Here is a 20,236-nt window from a genome sequence, read left to right on the forward strand (position 1 = left end):
GGGGGTCCGCTGAGGGGCCTTCGCCCACCTGGTCGGAAGCGGGCTACGACGGGTCGAGTCCGTGGCTGCGCAGCCAGGACAGCGGGTCGACCGCCGCGCCGCCGCCGGGACGGACCTCGAAGTGCAGGTGCGGACCGGTCGAGTTGCCGGAGTTGCCGGAGTACGCGATCGGGTCGCCGGCCTTGACGGTCGTACCGGAGGCCACCTGGTAGGTGGAGAGGTGGCAGTACCAGGTCTCCGTGCCGTCCATCGCCGTCACGATCATCATGTTGCCGTACGCGCTGTTCCACTGCGTGCGGACCGTGCCGTCCGTCGCGGCCACCACCGTCGTGCCGTACGAGACCGGGAAGTCGATGCCGGTGTGCACGGACATCCAGTTGATGCCGGCCTGGCCGTAGTAGGCGCTGATACTGGGGTCAGCGACCGGCAGCGCGAACTTCGGGCGCAGCCGCTCCTTGCGGGCCGCCTCCTCGGCCGCCCGCTTCCGCTCGGCCTCCTGCTGCGCCTTGAGGTCGATGCGCTCCTGAGTACGGCTGACCCGGTCGCCGAAGTCGTCCGCCTCCGCGGTGAGGCTCTCCAGCTGGGTGTCGAGCTGGTTGTTCGCGGCGGATGGTTTCACCGCCGGCGCGTCCGCGGCCGTCGCCGAGGTGTCCTGCTGGTCGTCACCGGAGAAGGGGCCGACGGAAGCGGCGGCGATCCCGGCCACGCCCATCACACAGGCGGAGGGCACTGCGACGGTCAGCAGAGCGGAGCGCTTGGCGGGCGTACGGCGACGGGACCGGGCCCCGCCGCGACCGGCCGCGCGGCCGGCCGGCGCGGGGGTGACCTCCTCCTGGTCGTCGAGGAGGAGAGGCGCCTCGGCGGGCGACTCGTCCGTGGCGTCCGACTCGTCGCCGCCGTGTCCGGCTTCGCCGGAGTCGACCTGCTCGAACGTCGCGGTCGCCTGCTGGTCGAAGGGCACGGCGGGCTGGGCGAAGTCGTTGCCGTGCTGCGTGAACTCACCGGTGTGCGGGGCGAATTCCCCGGCCTGCTGGTCGTAGGCCCCGGCCTGATGGGGGAACGACACGGTCTGCTGATGAAGCGTCTCGGTGTTCTGCTGCTCGTACTCGTCGGGGGTCCGGCCGGCGCCCTGCCCCCCGTCGGAGTTCCACTGCGTGGCGTCGTACGCGCCGGTGTCGAAGGCCTGCGTGCCCCAGTCCCACTGCTGGGTCCGGTCGGCCGGGCCGCCCTGCTCGGGCTGGAGCCACGCGCTCGCGTCCCACTGGCCGCTGGCGTCCACCGAACCGGCCTGCGGCGGAATGAGAGGAAGCTGCTGGTGGCCTGCGGTCCAGGTGGTCGTGTCGTACGCGCCGGTGTCGTAGGCGGCGTGGTGCTGGGCCGCGTACGGGTCGTGGTTGACGTTGTGATGACTGCCGGTGGACCACTGGGTGGCGTCGTACCCGCCGGTGCCGTGACCGCTGCCCGCGATATCGCCGAAGAGGGGGTCGGCCTCGAAGGTCGTGGTGGCGGTCGGGGCGGTCGCGGTGGCGTGGCCGCCGGTGTCGAATCCGTTGGCGGGGTAGCCCGCGTATGTGGTGAAGTCGCCGTACTGGGCTTCCGTGGTGCCGTACGGCGCGTAGTGCGCCGAGGCGGCTTCGGAAGCCGGAGTCGGGGTGGTTACGGTCCCCGACGGGTGACGGTCGTTCACCAACTTCTCTTTCGCCTCGACAACAGGGGCTGGCAGAGCAGTGCGGCGACTGTACCCGGCGGTACGCGGGCACGACAATCTTCTGCAGGTTTCGCGCGCACAGGAAACGGGCATTCGGCCGTGTTTCGGGGGACTGCGGGCGCGGCCTTGGGTTTGTGTTCGAAGAACGTTCGAAGCCGACGGCTGCTCCGGGGCGGCAAGTTGGCTGTGCGCCCCCGGTACGCGCAGGTGACCGGGGGATGTCCGGCCGGGGTCGTCGAGTGACGCGTGGGTGATCGGGCGGCGGCCGACGGGAAGTTGTCAGGCCACGGTGAGGCCGCCGTCGTGCGTGGCGGGCTGGTCACCATCCGTGGTGCCGTGGTAGGTGCCGTCGAGGGCCTGCCGTATCCGGGACGCGACGGCGGTGTGCACCGGAAGCGCCAGGTGGCCTATGCCGCTCACCCTGACGTTCTGTGCCCACAGGTCCGGGTGCTCCAGACAGGCGGCCTCCAGTGGGTCCATCAGGTGGTCGAGGTCGCTCCAGAAGCTCACGAAACGGGTGCGGCAGCCGGGGGCGGGCTGCGCGAGTTCCTCCATGACGGCGGAGCCGGGGCGCATCTGGCGCACTATGGGGTGCGCGTTCGCCAGCGGCGCGACACGGGTGCCAGAGTGGGGTGTACCGAGCGTGACGAGGGTGCGGACGCGGCTGTCACCGGCGAGTCGCTGCACGTAGTACCGGGCGATGAGTCCGCCGAGGCTGTGGCCCACGATGTCGACCCGATCGCTGTCCGTTCGCTCGCAGATCTCCTCTATGTGCCGGTCGAGCAGCTTGGCGGCCGTACGGATGTCGCAGGTCAGCGGGGAGTAGTTGAGGGAGACGACCTGGTCCCTGCCGTGCTGGGCCAGGGAGCGGCGCAGGAAGAGGAAGACCGAGCGGTTGTCGATGAAGCCGTGCAGCAGGACGACCGGGGGCTTGTCCTCCGTGGGGAGCTGGGTGGCGCCCTCGTGGACGGGGAGCCGCTGAGTCGGCGCACGACGCTCCTGGATGATCCCGGAGGGGTAGAGGATCAGGTGTCCGGCCAGGATGGCGATCTCCAGGGCGGTGGCTTTGAGAAGCGCCAGGGAGAGTCCCGCGAGGCTGCCCGGGATCGGGAGCAGCGCCCTGTAGAGCGGAGGGAAGGGCAGCAGTGCCCTTGTGACCTGCGTGACCTTCATGGCCGACCTCCCGTCGGCACACGGTGGACGGCTCTGTCCGTCGTGTGCGCCCGTGGGAGTCGCAGTGGAGGGTCGACGGGGCGCGAAGGGTGGGGCGGGGCGCTGGGTGGAGCGGGCTGCGCGGGGTGCGGGGTCGTGCGGGTGGTGCGAGGTGCCAGGTGGTGCAAAGGCTGGTGCGGGATGCGCGCGGTGTGTGGTCCGTGCCGCCTGTCTGCTGTTGTGCGGGCTTGTACCGGTGCGTGACGCCTCGTGTGCGCTGTGAGGCTGGTGGGGTGTCGGTGACGGAATGTAGTCCCTGCGCTATGTGCCGTTGATGCCCTTCGTACCTGCGTCGATACGCCTCACCGCCCGCGGCGCATGGCCCGCGACGCGGAGGTGGGGCCCTCGGTGCGGCTCCCGTTGCGCGGGTTCTTCCGAACTCCGCGCGTTCGAATGTGTCCCACTATGTGATTTCCCCCTCGGTCCACACTGTAAAACTGCCGGTTGCGGCCCGCTGGGGATAACGTTCGTTCACTTCCTCGGTGGTGTGCGGCACGGCGAGCGTGCGGTGACCGGTGGGTGCGGGTGGCGCGCCACGCGTACGGGCATGAGGGATCTGTGCGGTACTTGTCGGTACGGATGGATGTAATCGCTTCATGGAGGCAGTGATGGGTGTGGCAGCCGGTCCGATCCGCGTGGTGGTGGCCAAGCCGGGCCTCGACGGCCACGATCGCGGGGCGAAGGTGATCGCACGTGCGCTGCGGGACGCCGGTATGGAGGTCATCTACACGGGGCTCCACCAGACGCCCGAGCAGATCGTCGACACGGCGATCCAGGAGGACGCCGACGCCATCGGGCTGTCGATCCTGTCCGGGGCGCACAACACGCTCTTCGCCGCCGTGATCGACCTGCTCAAGGAGCGCGACGCGGAGGACATCCTGGTCTTCGGCGGCGGCATCATTCCCGAAGGGGACATCGCTCCGCTGAAGGAAAAGGGTGTCGCCGAGATCTTCACGCCCGGGGCGACGACCACGTCCATCGTCGAGTGGGTGCGCGCGAACGTGCGGCAGCCGGCCGGGGCCTGAGTCCTCCGCTCCCGCGCCGGGGCGGGCCCGCTTCGGCGTGGTGCTCGGCATCAGGCGTTGGGCAAGGAGCCCGGTGTGGTGAGTGCTGTTGGGCCAGACCGGTGATCCCGGTGTGGTGAGTGCTCTTCGGCCAGACGGGTGATCCCGGTGGTGTCCGCTTCCGTGTGTGGGCAGGTGTCCCGGGTGGTGCCCGCTGCCGCGAGTGGGCGGGGCGGGCCCGCTTCGGCGTGGTGCTCGGCATCAGGCGTTGGGCAAGGAGCCCGGTGTGGTGAGTGCTGTTGGGCCAGAGGGATGATCCCGGTGTGGTGAGTGCTGTTGGGCCAGAGGGGTGATCCCGGTGTGGTGAGTGCTGTTGGGCCAGAGGGGTGATCCCGGTGTGGTGAGTGCTCTTCGGCCAGACGGGTGATCCCGGTGGTGTCCGCTTCCGTGTGTGGGCAGGTGTCCCGGGTGGTGCCCGCTGCCGCGAGTGGGCGGGGCGGGCCCGGATGGTGCCCGTCTCTGACACTGGGCAGGTGACTCCCGGGGTGCCTGCTTCCGGGCGTGGGCAGGTCACCGCTGGGTGCAGTCCGCTTTTCTGAGGGCTCGCCTCCGTGTGTGGGCAGGTGGAGACCGGTGTCGTGCTTCGCTTCTACGGGGTGAGCTCCTCGGTCATGGTCGCTCGCAGGCGCAGGGTCGTGACCAGGCGCTGGAACGCCTCGGCCCAGTAGCCGCCCGCTCCTGGTGAGGCGTTCTCCGGTTCCTCGGGTATCGCCAGGAGGCCGTCGAGGCGCTGGGCCTCGGACGGGTCGAGGCAGCGTTCGGCCAGGCCCATCACCCCACTGAAGCTCCATGGGTAACTCCCTGCGTCCCGCGCGATGTTGAGTGCATCGACCACCGCGCGTCCGAGTGGCGCGGACCACGGCACCGCACAGACCCCGAGCAGCTGGAACGCCTCGGACAGTCCGTGCGTGGCGATGAACCCCGCGACCCAGTCGGCGCGCTCCTGCGCACCGAGCGTGTCCAGCAGCTTGGCCCGCTCGGCCAGCGACACCGCGCCGGGACCGCCGGCCTCGGGGTCGGAGGGCGTGCCGAGGAGGGCGCGGGACCAGTCGGCGTCGCGCTGTCTGACCGCCGCCCGGCACCAGGCCGCGTGCAGTTCGGCCTGCCAGTCGTCGGCCACCGGCAGGGCCACGATCTCCTGCGGCGTACGGCCACCCAGCCGGGTCCGCCAGGTCGCCAGGGGCGCCGCTTCCACCAGCTGGCCAAGCCACCAGGAACGTTCACCGCGTCCGGCCGGCGCCTTGGCGACCACGCCGTCCCGCTCCATGCTCGCGTCGCACTCGTGCGGCGCCTCGACGGTGATCGTGGGAGTGTCCCGGGTGTGGTCCACGGCCACGCACGCGCCGGCCCGGACCGCCATCCGCGCGGCCAGCGCCGAGCCGGGCAGCGCCGAGAGCAGTTCGGCCGCGGTGGCCCGTACGTTGCGGCTCCGGTCGGCGAGGGCCTGCTCCAGGAACGGCTCGTCCTCGGCGGTGAGGTTCGTGCGGAGGGAGTCGAGGAACATCAGACGGTCCTCTGCCCGCTCCGTCGCCCAGGTCGATGCGAGCAGGTCCCGTGCGGTGGTGGGCGCCTGGGCGCGGAGTGCGGCCAGGAGCGACACGCGCTCCGCGAAGAGGCCCTCCTGCCAGAGCTGTTGCACCTTCTCCGTGTCCTCGAGGTGCGGCAGCCTCGTGCCACCGCCCGGGGTCGCGCGCAGGGCGAACCGCCAGTCCGGGTTGAGGCGGGCCAGCCACAGGGCGCGCGGACCCGCGAAGGCCAGGGCTGCTGGGCGGAGGTCCGTACGGCCGCGGGCCGCGTCCAGCAGAGCGGGCAGCGCCTCCGGTGGTGGCGCGTAGTTGCGGGTGTTGGCCAGCGCGAGCCACTGGGGCAGCAGCTCCATGAGATCCGGTGCCGTGCCTCTGCGGCCACCACCGGACGCGCCGGGGCGGTCGGCCAGCAGCAGGGCGAGTCTGCGGGCCGCCGCGGCGGGGAGAGGCGGGCGCGGGTCCTCGGGGGCCGGCTCGGGGCGGGACGCGGGGCGTGCGGGGCGCAGGCCGGCCCGGCGTCGTACGGTCTCCGCGGCGGCGGCGTCCAGCAGGGCCACCGGTGCTTCCCGGCCGGGTGTGCCGACCGAGGGGGGTGGAGTGCGCCGGTCCGTGCCGAGCAGGGCGGTGGTGACCAGGTCCTCCCAGGCGGTGGCGCCCGCTTGGGCGTTGGCGGTGGGCGCGCCCGGTGCAGGCGGGTCCACAGGGATGATCGTCCTGTTCACGACGGTCCTTTCGGCTGCACGAGAGTCCTCGGGTTCGTGGAAGTCCTTCGGTTTGTGACAGTCCTCAGGCTTCACGGGAGTCTTCGCTTCACGAGAGTCCTGCGTCCAGGGCGTCGCCGCCGCGCGCCGGGCCGCCGGCCGTCCGGGACGCGCGGTCGTGACCTGCGGGTCAGCACAGTGCCACCGGCGTGCCCGTTCCTTGCGGCCAGGCCGTCAGCGGCGTGAAGCCCTGGTGGCCGCACTCGCCGAAGACCGTGACGGGCGCACCGCCCGACAGGGCGACGAGGCGCCAGAGGCCCGGGCGGGAGCGGGCGGCCGGAGTGAGGGGCAGCGCCGCGTCCTCGTCGGCGTCGGCCAGCTGCCAGGAGTCGCCGTCCGGGGTCGGTATGACCCGGTCCAGCGTCACGGGGACGGAGTCGAGCCACGGGTCGGCGCGCAGTGCCTCGCCGTAGCGGGCGGCGGCCCGCGTCGTCGTCGTGCCCGGGGGCCGTATCGCCGCCGGGGCGGGCGGCGCGAACTGTTCACCCAGGGCCGCACGCGCCTGGCCCGCGCCCGGGTACGCGGACACCTCCGCCTCCAGGGTCAGGCCGACCGGCAGGGCCAGCTCCGGAGCCCGGCCGGCGGCACCGTAGGAAAGGAGAAGGACGGTGCGGTCGGAGTCCGCGCCGTACAACCAGATCCGACGCGTCGTCAGCCGAGTGTCCGCCGTGTCGTACTGGGCGAGGACCAGCCACCGGTCGCGCACCGGAGGGCCGTCGGCAGAGGTGGGCAGGCCGATGCGGGAACGGACCGTCTCCGCGAGGCTCTCCGGCAACCCGTCGCGGCGCAGCCAGCCCTGGTCGAGGAGGTGGAGCAGCGCGCACTCCTCCAGCAGCCGCACCGGCCAGCCCGGCCCGGACGCCGGGATCGCACCCAACTCGCGCACCCGTGCGGCCAGCCCGGGCGCCTGGGCGTCGACCATCCGGGCCGCCGTCTCCTCCCACAGCCCGTACCCCGCCTTCTCGGCCGCGGCCAGGCCGCCACGCAGGAGATCCGCCAGGCGCTGCTCCAACTCGGTCGCACCCGCCGTGATCCGCTCGGCCCGGCGCTCCGCACGACGCCGTGCCGCCTCCGGATCAGCGGCTGCGGCCGGTGAACCCGCCGCGCCGGGCGTCCGCTTCTCCGCGGCACGCTGCCGTCTGCCCGCCGTCCACTGCTCGACCCAGTCCGGCGCCTCGCCCCGCGGCACCGCGCCGTCGTCGCCCGACCAGAGCAGCAGCAGCCCGAGCGCGTGCTTGCACGGGAACTTGCGGCTCGGACAACTGCACTTGTACGCCGGGCCGGTGGCGTCCGCGATGTGGACGATCGTCTGATACGGCTTGCTGCCACTTCCCTTGCACAGTCCCCATACCGCCCCCTCGTCGGAACTCCCCGTCTCGGACCACGGCCCCGCCGCTCCGAGCTTGCTTCCCGCTTTGCGTGACGCGGCGTCAGGCGCCAGCGCCAGCACCTGGTCCGCAGTCCAGCGCACCCCCTGCTGAGTCATGCCATCGAAGGTAGATCCCCCCACTGACAATCGACCCGGCGAGCGCGTTTGCGCAGGTCAGAACGGATTGTCAGTGGTGTGGTGCAACGTGGATGGCAGATCCGAACCGGCCGAGCTGGAGGGGGACTCAGCCATGCCTGTGTCCGTGGAACCGACGTCCGTGGAATCGACGTCGGAGCTGACCGAGAACACGTCCGCGCACGAAGCGGAGGCGCTGCGGCCGCACGCCGAGGACGCCTTCGCGGACGAACTCGCCGCGCTGGCAGCACAGGACGACCGGCCACGCCCGGCCCGCTGGAAGCTGTCGCCGTGGGCCGTCGCGACCTACCTGCTGGGCGGTACCCTGCCCGACGGCACGGTGATCACACCGAAGTACGTGGGACCGCGCCGCATCGTCGAGGTCGCCGTCACCACGCTGGCCACCGACCGCGCCCTGCTGCTGCTCGGCGTGCCCGGTACCGCCAAGACATGGGTGTCCGAACACCTGGCCGCGGCGGTCAGCGGAGACTCGACGCTGCTGGTGCAGGGCACCGCCGGCACACCCGAGGAGGCGATCCGCTACGGCTGGAACTACGCGCAGCTGCTCGCCCACGGCCCCAGCCGTGACGCCCTGGTACCCAGTCCCGTCATGCGGGCCATGGCCGAGGGCATGACGGCCCGGGTGGAGGAACTGACGCGAATCCCGGCCGACGTGCAGGACACGCTCATCACGATCCTGTCCGAGAAGACGCTGCCGATACCGGAGCTGGGCCAGGAGGTGCAGGCCGTCCGCGGCTTCAACCTGATCGCCACGGCCAACGACCGTGACCGCGGGGTGAACGACCTGTCCAGCGCGCTGCGCCGCCGCTTCAACACCGTGGTGCTGCCGCTGCCGGACAGCGTCGAGGCGGAGGTCGACATCGTCTCGCGCCGCGTCGACCAGATCGGCCGATCCCTCGACCTGCCGGCGGTGCCCGACGGCGTCGACGAGATCCGCCGGGTGGTGACCGTGTTCCGTGAGCTGCGGGACGGGATCACCGCGGACGGCCGTACGAAGGTGAAGTCGCCCAGCGGCACCTTGTCCACCGCAGAGGCGATCTCCGTCGTCACCAACGGTCTCGCGCTCGCCGCCCACTTCGGCGACGGCGTGCTGCGGCCGAGCGATGTCGCCGCGGGCATCCTCGGCGCGGTCGTGCGGGATCCTGCGGCGGACCGGGTCGTCTGGCAGGAGTACCTGGAGGCGGTCGTCCGGGAGCGGGACGGCTGGAAGGACTTCTACCGGGCCTGCCGGGAGGTCAGCGCATGAGCATCGACGGGTGGGACGCAGAGGTCGCGGGGCGCGTGTGCATCGGCGCGGTGGGCGACGACGACCTCGGATGGCCCCGCAGGCGAGGGGGACGGTGTGACGGGCGTTGACGACGCCGGGAGCGGCGGGTGGACCGGCGACGAGCCTTTGCTCCTCGGCGTACGGCATCACGGGCCGGGGTCGGCCCGGGCCGTGCGGGCGGCGTTGGACTCCGCCCGGCCGCGGGTGGTGCTGATCGAGGGGCCGCCCGAGGCCGACGCGCTGATTCCGCTGGCCGGCGACGAGGACATGCGGCCGCCTGTCGCCCTGCTCGCCCATGCCGTGGACGAGCCCGGGCGTTCGGCGTTCTGGCCGCTGGCCGAGTTCTCACCGGAGTGGGTGGCGATGCGGTGGGCTCTGGAGCAGGGAGTTCCGGCCCGCTTCATCGACCTGCCGGCCACGCACACGCTGGTGTGGGGGAGCGGGCCGGAGGGGGAGTCGGCTGTGGAGGGGGGCGGTGGGGACGGTGGGGGTCAACCCGCTGCTCCGGCCGATGCCGATGCCGGTGGCGACTCGAGTGTGGGTTCCGGCGCCGATGACCGTGGCGGCACCGGCACAGGCACTGATCGCGGCACCGACTCCGACGCCGATGACGGGCCCGACGCCGGTTCCGGCACCCAGGCCGGCGTGCGGATCGATCCGCTCGGTGTGCTCGCCGAGGCCGCCGGTTATGACGACGCCGAGCGCTGGTGGGAGGACGTCGTCGAGCACCGGGGGCTCGGCGCGGGCGACGCCTTCGCTCCGTTCGCCGTGGTCGAGGAGGCGATGGGGGCGCTGCGCGAGGTGTACGGGAGCGGGGGACACGACCGGGACCTCGTGCGCGAGGCGTACATGCGGCTGCAAGTGCGGGCCGCTCAGCGTGAGTTCGGGGGCGGTGTGGCCGTCGTCTGCGGGGCGTGGCACGTGCCCGCGCTCCGGCAGAAGCCGACCGTCGCGGCGGACCGTGCGCTGGTGAAGGGGCTGCCCAAGGTCAAGGCCGACATGACGTGGGTGCCGTGGACCCATCGCCGGCTGGCGCGGGCGAGCGGGTACGGCGCGGGAATCGACTCGCCGGGGTGGTACGGGCACCTCTTCACGGCGCCGGACCGGCCGGTCGAGCGGTGGATGACCAAGGTGGCGGTACTGCTGCGGGCCGAAGACCGCACCGTCTCCTCGGCGCACGTGATCGAGGCGGTGCGGCTGGCCGAGACACTCGCCGTGATGCGCGGTCGGCCACTGGCCGGGCTGGGGGAGACGACCGACGCCGTGCGGGCGGTGATGTGCGAGGGGTCGGACGTTCCGCTGTCGCTGGTGCACGACCGGCTGGTCGTGGGCGACGTGCTGGGGGAGGTGCCGGAGGCTGCGCCGGCGGTGCCGTTGCAGCGGGACCTCGCCCGGCTCCAGCGCCGGCTGCGGCTGAAACCGGAGGCGCTGGAGCGGGAGCTGGAGCTCGATCTGCGCAAGGAGACCGATGCCGGACGCAGCAGGCTGCTCCATCGGCTGAGGCTGCTGGGCGTGGCGTGGGGCGAACCGGTGACGTCACGGGGCAGCAGGGGGACCTTCCGGGAGACCTGGCGGCTGCGCTGGGAGCCGGAGCTGTCGGTGCGGGTCGCCGAGGCGGGAGTGTGGGGGACGACGGTGCTCGCCGCCGCGACCGCCAAGGCGGAGGCCGACGCCGTGGCGGCGCACGGCCTCGCCGAGGTCACCGGGCTCGCCGAGCGCTGCCTGCTGGCCGAACTGCCGGACGCCCTGCCGGCGGTGATGCGGATCCTCGCCGACAGGGCGGCCCTCGACACGGACGTCGGCCATCTCGCCCAGGCGCTGCCGGCCCTGGTCCGCTCGCTGCGCTACGGCGATGTGCGCGGCACGGACACCGGCGCCCTCGCGGAGGTCGCCGCGGGCCTGGCCGAGCGGGTCTTCGTCGGGCTGCCGCCCGCCTGTGCCGCGCTCGACACGGACGCGGCCGAGGAGATGCGGCGTCATGTGGACGCGGTGCACACGGCGGTGGGGCTGCTCGGCGAGGCCCCGGCTGCGGGGCACGGCGAGCTGCGCGGCCGGTGGCACGCGGTGCTGCGGGTGCTCTCCGCGCGGGACACCGTGCCCGGAGTGATCCGGGGGCGTGCGGTGCGGCTGCTGCTCGACGACGGGGAGTTGGCGCAGGACGAGGCGGCGCGGTCGATGGGACTGGTGCTGTCGCCGGGGACGCCGCCGGGGGACGCGGCCGCGTGGATCGAGGGGTTCGTCGGCGGGGGCGGCGGCGGGATGCTGCTGGTGCACGACGAACGGCTGCTGGGGCTGGTCGACGGCTGGCTGACAGCGGTCTCGGCAGAGGCGTTCACGGACGTGTTGCCCCTGCTGCGGCGGACCTTCTCGGCGTACGAGCCGGGGGTGCGCAGGACGCTGGGGGAGCTGGTTCGGCGGGGGCCGGGGCAGCGCGGGAGCACCGAGACGGCGGGGCCGGGGATACCGGGCTTCGGCGCGAGCCTCGACGCCGAGCGTGCCGACGCCGTGCTCCCGGTGGTGCGGTTGCTGCTGGGGCTGGACGGGGCCGGAGAAGAGGAGATCACCGAGCTGGTGGGGGTGGCGGGATGAGGGGGAGCCGAGGCGTGCGTGGGGAGGAGGACGTATGACCGCACAGGCGCTGGGCGGGGACGGGGCGGACGACGCCGGGCGGGAGCGGTTGCGGCGGTGGCGGCTCGTGCTGGGCGGTGACGCGGCGGACGGTACTGGGTGTGCGCTCGGGGGGCGGGACGCCGCGATGGACGGGGCGCTGGCCGCGCTCTACGGGAAGGGGGACAAGCCGCAGACGGGCAGGGAGCGTTCGGCCGGACTGGGCGCGTCGGCGCCGTCCGTGGCGCGCTGGCTCGGCGACATCCGGACGTACTTCCCGTCATCCGTCGTGCAGGTCATGCAGCGGGACGCCATCGACCGGCTCGGGCTGTCCGCGCTGCTGCTGGAGCCGGAGATGCTGGACGCGGTGGAGGCCGACGTGCATCTCGTCGGCACGCTGCTGTCGCTGAACAAGGCGATGCCGGAGACGACGAAGGAGACGGCACGGGCCGTCGTGCGCAAGGTCGTCGAGGACCTGGAGAAGCGACTCGCCACCCGTACCCGGGCCACCCTCAGCGGCGCGCTCGACCGCAGCGCGCGCATCAACCGGCCGCGCCACCACGACGTCGACTGGAACCGCACGATCGCGGCCAACCTCAAGCACTACCTGCCGGAGTACCGAACGGTCGTACCGGAGCGGCTGATCGGTTACGGGCGGGCGTCCCAGTCAGTGAAGAAGGAGGTCATCCTCTGTATCGACCAGTCGGGATCCATGGCGGCGTCGGTGGTGTACGCGTCGGTGTTCGGAGCGGTGCTGGCGTCCATGCGGACGATATCCACGCGACTCGTGGTGTTCGACACGGCGGTCGTCGACCTCACCGACCAGCTCGATGACCCGGTCGACGTGCTTTTCGGCACGCAGCTGGGCGGCGGCACGGACATCAACCGCGCGCTGGCCTACTGCCAGTCGCAGATCACCCGGCCCGCCGAGACCGTGGTCGTCCTGATCAGCGACCTCTACGAAGGGGGGATCCGGAACGAGATGCTGAAGCGGGTGGCGGCGATGAAGGGGGCGGGGGTGCAGTTCGTGACGCTGCTCGCGCTGTCGGACGAGGGGGCGCCCGCGTACGACCGGGAGCACGCCGCGGCGCTGGCGGCGCTCGGGGCGCCGGCCTTCGCGTGTACGCCCGACCTGTTCCCGGAGGTGATGGCGGCGGCGATCGAGAAGCGCCCGCTGCCGATACCGGACACGGCGTGACGACCGGGGGAGGAATGGGTGAGCGTATGCAAAGGGGGTATGACTACCCATCGGTAATAGGGGGCTTGCGCAACCTCCGGAGTCACGTGCAAGGATCGACGCCTCGTCAGCGGTGCGGTGCTGCCCCGCTCGCCCGTTCCGCGAAGTCGTCGCATGCGTGATTCGTTCCGCCGCACGGGAGGATCCTCCCCCTCTTGATCTGGTCAGCCGCACTGTCCGGTGCCGCCACGCGTGTGTCGCGCGTGGCGGTGGGGCGGCGTGCGCCGCACCTGGTCCTGATGGTGGGTGCGTTGTTCGCCCTGGGAGTGCTGTGCGGGGAGCGGGCCGACGCGGCTGAAGGGACCCCGGAGCCGGGCTCGGGGGTGTTGGCGCGGGTGACTGCGCCGGTGGCCGCTTCGGTGACCGAGCCGGTGGCCGCGGTGCCGGGTGGGCAGCGGGTCGTCGAGGGTGTCCGGCGGTCCGTCGGTGAGCAGGTCGCTCCGCCGGCCCGGGATGCCGTGAGGACGGTGGCCGGTCGGTCGGCCTGGGCCGCGGGGCAGGGCGTGGGCGCTGAGGCGCCGGAAGCGGATGCCGAGGGACAAAGGGCGGATGCCCAGGGGCAAGGGGCGGATGCCCGGGGGCTGGGGGCGGATGCCCGGGGGCTGGGGGCGGTGCCGCCCGCGTCGCCTTCGCGGCCGGAGTCGCTGTCGGTGCCGAACATTCCCGGGTTGCCTGAGCCGTCCGGCCTCTCGGACGTACCTGATCTCTCCGACGCGCTGGACGTCTCCGGCCCGCCCGAAACAGCCTCCTTCATTCCCATCCCGGCGCTCCCAGGGATCCCGGCGCTTCCCGATGCCCCTGCGTTGGCCGACGTTCTTGTCGTGCCCGGCATCCCCGTCGCGCCCGAGGCTTCAGTCGTCCCCGGCGTTCCTGAGCTTCCCGTCGTGTCCGAGCTTCCGGGGTGGACCGTGCCGCTCCCCGACGCGGCGGTGGCGCTGCCGGGTGGGGCTGAGGGCTCGGCCTCTGACGGTGGCTCGGAGGAGCGGGGACGTGTGGCGGGGCTGGTGGGCCTCCACGGTCCGGAGCTCGGCGTCGCCGTCGTTGGCGGTCGTGGTACCGCGGTGGACGGCGGACAGGTTCGGCAGCGTGGCGGCGCCGGCGGGGAGTACGCGCTCGCGCAGCAAGCGCCGGCCGGTCGTGGCGACGGGGCGCTGGGCAGTCGGTCGGCGGCGGACAGCGGTTCGTCTCGGCACGGTGACGCGCCCGCGGTGACGGTGAGTCAGCGTGCGCTGTTGTGGTTGGTACCGGGTGCGGCCGTGGGCGTCGAGGCCGACGGGACGCGGGACCGGCACGGGGACGTCCCCGTTTTCCCCGGCTAGGGCAGGCCTCCCCCCGCCTGACCGCCGCGCGGCGGCGGAACAGGTCTGCCCGACCGTCCCGGCCCGTCCTGGCCGGTGGACGGAAGCCGCCGGAGTCGTCTCCGAAGATCTCGCCGGTCCCCAGTGACCGCGAACGTGCCCGGAGACGGTGCCGGATGGTCCCCAAGTCCCCTGGTGGGAGCCCCGACCCGAGGTCGCCGTTGTCCGGCTGACCGACTGAGGGCTCGTGCCTCGGACGTCCCTTCCCGGACGTCCACACGCAAAGGATCAGACGCACGCAATGAACAAGAACATCCGTCGTTCCATCGTCATAGCCGCCGGAGTGACCGGCGCGTGGGCATTCGGGTCCGCTGTCGCGAGCGCCGACGAACTGCCCGCCTCCTCCCTCTCCGTGTCGGACACCACCATGGACGCCGAGGGCGCGTCCGCCGAGGGCACCGACCGGGTTGCCGGCGGCGTCGGCGAGGCCGTGGAGGACACCACCGAGGACACCGCCGCACACGCGACCGAGCACGTCACCGGTGAGTCCCTGTCCCGGGCCACGGCGTCGGCCGGGGACGACGTGTCCGACTCCGTTACGGCCGGCCCGCAGGACGCGATCGACTACCTGTTCGGTCCGCTCTCCGCGTTCGCGCCCGAGCTGGAGCGCCCGCAGCACGCGGTCGCCGGCGCGGAGCGGGCCGCCGCGGGGGTGGACGCGGTGGCGCGGGGAGCGGTCGCCGGGGTCGAGGGGCGGGCCGGTGGGCTCGTCGGCGCCGCTCAGGGGGAGACCGGTGCGGTGGCCGGAGCCGCCAAGGAGAGCGTCGCCGGGGTGCCGGGGCGTGTGACGGGCACGGTGGCAGGGGTGCCGGGAACGGCCGCGTCGGTCGCCGCGGAGACGGGGGCGGCTGTGGTGCCGCCGGTGGCCGGATCCGCCGTGGCGGGAGTCGGGCCGATCGCCGGTGAGGCGGTGACGGGCGCGCGTGGCGTGGCCGGGGGTGTGGTGGGTGACGTGCGGGCGCTGGCGGAGGGTGTTGCCGCGGACGTGCCCACGTATGCGCGGGGGGTCGTCGCCGGCGTGCCGCCGTACGCCGCCGGGCTCGCCGGTGGCGTCGCTGCCGACGCCACGGGTGCCGTACTGCCGCCGGTGGCGCACACCGCCGTGCGGGGTGTCGTGCCCGTCGCCGGGCAGGCCGTCGAGGACGCGGGCGGACTGACGCACGGCGTGACCGGGGACGTCGAGGGCTTCGCCCACGGGGTCGCCGGCGACGTACCCCCGCTGGTGCACGGCGTCGGCGGGCAGGCCGGCGGGTTCGCCGACGGCGTGACGGGAGAGGTGCCGGTGTTCGTGGACGGCGTCGCGGGTGCGGTCCAGCCGCTCGTCGACGTCGTGACCGAGACCGTACGGCCGGTGGTCGAGGGCGTCGGCGGCAGCGCGGCGGCGCCGGCGTACGGCGCGACCGGCGAGGCCGGTCCCTTCGCGGGCGGCGTGGTCGGTGAGGCCACCTTCTTCACCGGGGGCGTCGCGGGCGGCGTCGCGCCCTTCGCGCGGGACCTGACCGGCACCGTGCAGTCCACCGGCGGCACGCTGACCGGCCACGCGGTCACCGGCGCGGAGGGCGTCGCCGAGTCACTCATGCCGGGCTACGCGCAGGGCCACGTCCAGGGGAACGCCCAGGGCCACGTCCACGGCACTCAGGACCTCCGCCACCGCGTCTGACCCCGCCCCGCCCTGTGCGCCTCAGCCCGTGGCGCGCCACTCCAGGCGTGCCGGCAGCTGGCACCCACTCCAGGAGAGCCACGGCGCACTCCCAAAGCCGCACGCCCCCCACGGCGTGCTCCGACCCCGCAGGCACCCGGCACGCACGGCCGAAGCCGTCGGCTCGTCCGGACGGAACCCTGCGGACGGGGTCCGGCGGTCCCCATTGGGGTGGGGATCGCCGGACCGAAGCCCCAGGGGAAGCATCAGCACCCCACCGGGGCAGCCAGAGGGGCCTCACCGGGTCAACCCCAGCCCGGTGAGGCCCTGCGCCGTCACCGGCGCCCCCCGCCCGGCCTCGTCGCCCACCGGCACCAGGCCCGACCACCGGCACCAGACGCGACGACCGGCACCAGACGCGACGACCGGCACCAGGCCCGACCACCGGCACCAGACCCGCCCACCGGCACCAGACCCGCCCACCGGCACCAGACCCGACCACCGGCACCAGACCCGACCACCGGCACCAGACCCGACCACCGGCACCAGACGCGACCACCGGCACCAGGCCCGACCACCGGCACCAGGCCCGACCACCGGCACCAGGCCCGACCACCGGCACCAGGCCCGACCACCGGCACCAGGCCCGACCACCGGCACCAGACCCGACCACCGGCACCAGACCCGACCACCAGGCCCGACGACCAGCACCCCATCACCGGGCCCGACGACCAGCACCCCAGCACCAGGCCCGCCGACTCACGGCACCCCGTGCCAGTGAGCGCGGCATCATGTGACAGGTATCACCGCTCAGGTGTGACCCGCGATTTAGAGGCCCCCCGCAAGCAGAGATAACCTGCGAGACGGACATGCCGCGCGCTCGGACACCGTGTGCGCTTCCCTTGTGACACATGCGGTCGTCACGTTGCCCTTCGCGGCACGCCCACGCATCCAACGAACCGCGAGATCACTGATAGGGACGGAAGCGCGTGGACCTGTTCGAGTACCAGGCGAGGGACCTCTTCGCCAAGCACGATGTACCGGTGCTGGCCGGTGAAGTCATCGACACGCCTGAGGCGGCGCGCGAGATCACCGAGCGTCTGGGCGGCAAGTCCGTCGTCAAGGCGCAGGTGAAGGTCGGTGGCCGCGGCAAGGCCGGTGGCGTGAAGCTGGCGGCCACCCCGGACGAGGCCGTCGCCCGCGCGACGGACATCCTCGGCATGGACATCAAGGGCCACACGGTCCACAAGGTCATGATCGCCGAGACCGCTCCGGAGATCCTCGAGGAGTACTACGTCTCCTTCCTCCTCGACCGCGCCAACCGCACCTTCCTCTCCATCGCCTCCGTAGAGGGCGGCATGGAGATCGAGGAGGTGGCGGCCACCCGCCCGGAGGCCGTCGCCAAGATCGCGATCGACGCCATCGACGGCGTGGACGAGGCGAAGGCCCGCGAGATCGTCGAGGCCGCCAAGTTCCCGGCCGAGGTCGCCGACAAGGTCGTGAACGTCCTCGTCAAGCTGTGGGACACCTTCATCAAGTCGGACGCCCTCCTCGTCGAGGTCAACCCGCTGGCGAAGGTCGCCTCCGGTGAGGTCATCGCCCTCGACGGCAAGGTGTCGCTGGACGACAACGCCGAGTTCCGTCACGACTGGGACGAGCTGCACGACAAGGCTGCCGCCAACCCGCTCGAGGCGGCCGCCAAGGAGAAGAACCTCAACTACGTCAAGCTCGACGGCGAGGTCGGCATCATCGGCAACGGCGCGGGTCTCGTGATGAGCACCCTGGACGTCGTCGCGTACGCCGGTGAGAAGCACGGCAACGTCAAGCCGGCCAACTTCCTGGACATCGGCGGTGGCGCCTCCGCCCAGGTCATGGCCAACGGCCTCGAGATCATCCTCGGCGACCCGGACGTGAAGTCCGTCTTCGTCAACGTCTTCGGTGGCATCACCGCCTGCGACGAGGTCGCCAACGGCATCGTCCAGGCCCTGAAGCTCCTCGAGGACCGCGGCGAGGAGGTCACCAAGCCGCTCGTCGTCCGCCTCGACGGCAACAACGCCGAGCTCGGCCGACAGATCCTCACCGACGCGGGCCACCCGCTGGTCCAGCGCGTCGACACCATGGACGGCGCGGCCGACAAGGCCGCCGAGCTGGCCCACGCCGCCAAGTAAGCACTCAGGACGAGGACACCAACACACCATGGCTATCTGGCTCAACAAGGACAGCAAGGTCATCGTCCAGGGCATGACCGGTGCCACCGGCATGAAGCACACCAAGCTCATGCTCGGTGACGGCACCCACGTCGTGGGCGGCGTGAACCCGCGCAAGGCGGGTCAGACCGTGGACTTCGACGGCACCGAGGTACCCGTCTTCGGCACCGTCAAGGAGGCCATCGAGAAGACCGGCGCCAACGTCTCCGTCATCTTCGTGCCGGAGAAGTTCACCAAGGACGCGGTCGTCGAGGCCATCGACGCCGAGATCCCGCTCGCCGTCGTCATCACCGAGGGCATCGCCGTGCACGACACGGCCGCCTTCTGGGCGTACGCCGGCAAGAAGGGCAACAAGACCCGCATCATCGGCCCGAACTGCCCCGGCATCATCACCCCGGGCCAGTCGAACGTCGGCATCATCCCGGGCGACATCACCAAGCCGGGCCGCATCGGCCTGGTCTCGAAGTCCGGCACGCTGACGTACCAGATGATGTACGAGCTGCGCGACATCGGCTTCTCCACGGCCGTCGGCATCGGTGGCGACCCGATCATCGGCACCACGCACATCGACGCCCTCGCCGCCTTCCAGGACGACCCCGACACCGACCTGATCGTCATGATCGGTGAGATCGGCGGCGACGCCGAGGAGCGCGCGGCCGCGTTCATCAAGGACAACGTGACCAAGCCGGTCGTCGGCTACGTCGCGGGCTTCACCGCCCCCGAGGGCAAGACCATGGGTCACGCGGGCGCCATCGTCTCCGGTTCGTCGGGCACCGCCCAGGCGAAGAAGGAGGCCCTGGAGGCCGCGGGCGTCAAGGTCGGCAAGACCCCGACCGAGACCGCGAAGCTGGCCCGCGAGATCCTCGCCGGCTGACACGGCGCCGCATGCGCCGGCAGACCGGCGCGCTCGGCGGAGCACAGCAGAAGGGCCCGCACCCTGGCCACCTCGGCCGCGGGGGCGGGCCCTTCCGCATGCTCACCTCACGCACACCGCGTGCTCACCTCGCTTCCGGCACCAACCGGTCCGGCCCGCTCACCATCACCTGCCGCAGCTTCTCCCGCAGCTCCAGCTGCTCGTGCGAGAGCGGGCCGGGCGCCGCCCGCGGGGGCACGCCCCGCACGGTCTCACCGGGGGCCACCGGCGGCTCGTACTGCGTCGGAGCCGTTCGCAGGGTCAGTGCCGTCGCGCCGATCAGGGTGACGGTGAAGGCGATGGCGGCCCTGGTCCAGAACCGCGCCCGGCGTTCGCCGCCGGTGCGGACCACGGCGGGCCGGGCCGCGCGCAGCTGCTCCGTGGACGCCATTTCGGCGAGCCGCCGTTGCAGCTCCGTCGGGTCGGCGAGGTCGGGCAGGCGGGACGCGACGGCCTGGCGCGCGTGCAGCAGGCGGCCGGCCGTCGCCGGGGTGGTCGCCTCCGTCTCCGCGGCGGTCTCCGGCAGGTCGAGGCCCACACCGTCGTAGAGGAGGAGGGTGCGGCGGTGCGGCGGCGGCAGGCTCAGGATGGCGTTCAGCAGCGTGCGGTCGCGCACGTCGGCCGGCGGGGGCTCCGGATGCCGGTAACGGGGGCGGAAGCGGTGCCAGGGGGAGAGCGCGTACTCGTACGCCGCCGCCCGCACCCAGCCCGCCGGGTCCCGGTCGACGGCCACCTCCGGCCACCGCTGCCAGGCGAGTTGAAACGCCCGCTCCACCGACTCGCGCGCCAGCTCGCGCCGCCCGGTGAGCAGATACGTCTGCCGGACGAGGCCGGGCGCGCAGAACGCGTAGAGGGCGTCGAAGGCCTGATCGGGTGTCAGCGGCTCGGCGTCCGGTTCCAGTCCGGGCCACCGTTCGGGGTCCACGGCGGCCTGCTGCTGCGGGGGCTCGTCCGCGAGGGAGGCGAGCAGGTGCGCGTACGCCTCCGCCCTCGGGCCGCTGGGCGTCGTGCGACCGGACTCCCACGCCCGCACCGTCGCCTTGGACACGCCCATCCGGGCCGCGACCTGAGTCTGCGTCAGGGAGGCGGCCTCGCGCAGGCGTCGCCGCTCCTTGGGCGGGGGAAGCGGGGTTGCAGGGCTCTGTGTCACAGGTCACCCCTTCGTACGAAAAAGCACATAAGCACATATTGAGCGACACTTCGGTGGTTTGC

The 20,236-nt window shown here is 72.7% G+C and carries 13 protein-coding genes; 8 read left to right on the top strand and 5 right to left on the bottom strand.

Features of this window, described 5'->3' with window-relative positions:
* Nucleotides 1-43: 43 nt before the first annotated feature.
* Both IPT68_RS21985 and IPT68_RS21990 read right to left on the bottom strand, forming a co-directional pair.
* Nucleotides 44-1,687: a M23 family metallopeptidase gene (locus IPT68_RS21985; RefSeq protein ID WP_228039801.1), complete on the bottom strand. Its 1,644-nt coding sequence runs from the start codon at nucleotides 1,685-1,687 to the stop codon at nucleotides 44-46.
* Between the two features lie 300 nt (nucleotides 1,688-1,987).
* Nucleotides 1,988-2,881 carry a lipase family alpha/beta hydrolase gene (locus IPT68_RS21990; protein ID WP_189700498.1) on the bottom strand — a complete coding sequence of 298 codons (894 nt, stop codon included), beginning with the start codon at nucleotides 2,879-2,881 and terminating at the stop codon, nucleotides 1,988-1,990.
* Nucleotides 2,882-3,528: 647 nt separating this feature from the next.
* Here IPT68_RS21990 and IPT68_RS21995 point away from each other — a divergent pair.
* Nucleotides 3,529-3,945, top strand: coding sequence for a cobalamin B12-binding domain-containing protein (locus tag IPT68_RS21995; RefSeq protein WP_189700614.1), 417 nt, complete (start codon nucleotides 3,529-3,531; stop codon nucleotides 3,943-3,945).
* 628 nt (nucleotides 3,946-4,573) lie between these two features.
* Here the strand turns inward: IPT68_RS21995 and IPT68_RS22000 are convergent.
* Nucleotides 4,574-6,232 (bottom strand): DUF5691 domain-containing protein, encoded by a 1,659-nt coding sequence (locus IPT68_RS22000; RefSeq protein ID WP_373300720.1) that lies wholly within the window; start codon nucleotides 6,230-6,232, stop codon nucleotides 4,574-4,576.
* 169 nt (nucleotides 6,233-6,401) lie between these two features.
* Nucleotides 6,402-7,757, bottom strand: a complete 1,356-nt coding sequence (locus tag IPT68_RS22005; RefSeq protein WP_189700979.1) for an SWIM zinc finger family protein — start codon at nucleotides 7,755-7,757, stop codon at nucleotides 6,402-6,404.
* A gap of 133 nt (nucleotides 7,758-7,890) precedes the next feature.
* Between IPT68_RS22005 and IPT68_RS22010 the strand changes: the two genes are divergently transcribed.
* From IPT68_RS22010 to sucD, 7 genes are all read left to right on the top strand, one after another.
* Nucleotides 7,891-9,042, top strand: a complete 1,152-nt coding sequence (locus IPT68_RS22010; protein ID WP_189700978.1) for an ATP-binding protein — start codon at nucleotides 7,891-7,893, stop codon at nucleotides 9,040-9,042.
* 96 nt (nucleotides 9,043-9,138) lie between these two features.
* Nucleotides 9,139-11,652 carry a DUF5682 family protein gene (locus IPT68_RS22015; protein WP_228039802.1) on the top strand — a complete coding sequence of 838 codons (2,514 nt, stop codon included), beginning with the start codon at nucleotides 9,139-9,141 and terminating at the stop codon, nucleotides 11,650-11,652.
* A gap of 34 nt (nucleotides 11,653-11,686) precedes the next feature.
* A complete protein-coding gene (locus IPT68_RS22020) occupies nucleotides 11,687-12,868 on the top strand; it encodes a VWA domain-containing protein (protein WP_189700977.1) in 1,182 nt (393 codons plus the stop codon).
* Nucleotides 12,869-13,062: 194 nt separating this feature from the next.
* On the top strand, nucleotides 13,063-14,226 hold the full coding sequence (locus IPT68_RS22025; protein ID WP_189700976.1) for a hypothetical protein: 1,164 nt from the start codon (nucleotides 13,063-13,065) through the stop codon (nucleotides 14,224-14,226).
* A 280-nt stretch (nucleotides 14,227-14,506) separates the two neighbouring features.
* Entirely contained in the window at nucleotides 14,507-15,925 is a 1,419-nt protein-coding gene (locus tag IPT68_RS22030) for a hypothetical protein (protein ID WP_189700975.1), read from the top strand.
* 968 nt (nucleotides 15,926-16,893) lie between these two features.
* Nucleotides 16,894-18,072 carry an ADP-forming succinate--CoA ligase subunit beta gene (gene sucC, locus IPT68_RS22035; protein WP_189700974.1) on the top strand — a complete coding sequence of 393 codons (1,179 nt, stop codon included), beginning with the start codon at nucleotides 16,894-16,896 and terminating at the stop codon, nucleotides 18,070-18,072.
* A gap of 28 nt (nucleotides 18,073-18,100) precedes the next feature.
* Complete coding sequence (sucD, locus tag IPT68_RS22040; protein ID WP_189700973.1) at nucleotides 18,101-18,985, top strand: succinate--CoA ligase subunit alpha; 885 nt, start codon at nucleotides 18,101-18,103, stop codon at nucleotides 18,983-18,985.
* Between the two features lie 124 nt (nucleotides 18,986-19,109).
* Here sucD and IPT68_RS22045 read toward each other — a convergent pair whose 3' ends face one another.
* Nucleotides 19,110-20,174, bottom strand: coding sequence for a helix-turn-helix domain-containing protein (locus IPT68_RS22045; protein WP_189700972.1), 1,065 nt, complete (start codon nucleotides 20,172-20,174; stop codon nucleotides 19,110-19,112).
* Between the last annotated feature and the right edge of the window lie 62 nt (nucleotides 20,175-20,236).

This window comes from Streptomyces chromofuscus (genome assembly GCF_015160875.1).
Taxonomy (GTDB): Bacteria; Actinomycetota; Actinomycetes; order Streptomycetales; family Streptomycetaceae; genus Streptomyces; species Streptomyces chromofuscus.

What these genes read in the sequence shown, in the direction of transcription:
- IPT68_RS21990 (WP_189700498.1), bottom strand. Translation starts at nt 2,881, where the DNA reads ATGAAGGTCACGCAGGTCACAAGGGCACTGCTGCCCTTCCCTCCGCTC.
- IPT68_RS21995 (WP_189700614.1), top strand. Translation starts at nt 3,529, where the DNA reads ATGGGTGTGGCAGCCGGTCCGATCCGCGTGGTGGTGGCCAAGCCGGGC.
- IPT68_RS22005 (WP_189700979.1), bottom strand. Translation starts at nt 7,757, where the DNA reads ATGACTCAGCAGGGGGTGCGCTGGACTGCGGACCAGGTGCTGGCGCTG.
- IPT68_RS22010 (WP_189700978.1), top strand. Translation starts at nt 7,891, where the DNA reads ATGCCTGTGTCCGTGGAACCGACGTCCGTGGAATCGACGTCGGAGCTG.
- IPT68_RS22020 (WP_189700977.1), top strand. Translation starts at nt 11,687, where the DNA reads ATGACCGCACAGGCGCTGGGCGGGGACGGGGCGGACGACGCCGGGCGG.
- IPT68_RS22030 (WP_189700975.1), top strand. Translation starts at nt 14,507, where the DNA reads ATGAACAAGAACATCCGTCGTTCCATCGTCATAGCCGCCGGAGTGACC.
- sucD (WP_189700973.1), top strand. Translation starts at nt 18,101, where the DNA reads ATGGCTATCTGGCTCAACAAGGACAGCAAGGTCATCGTCCAGGGCATG.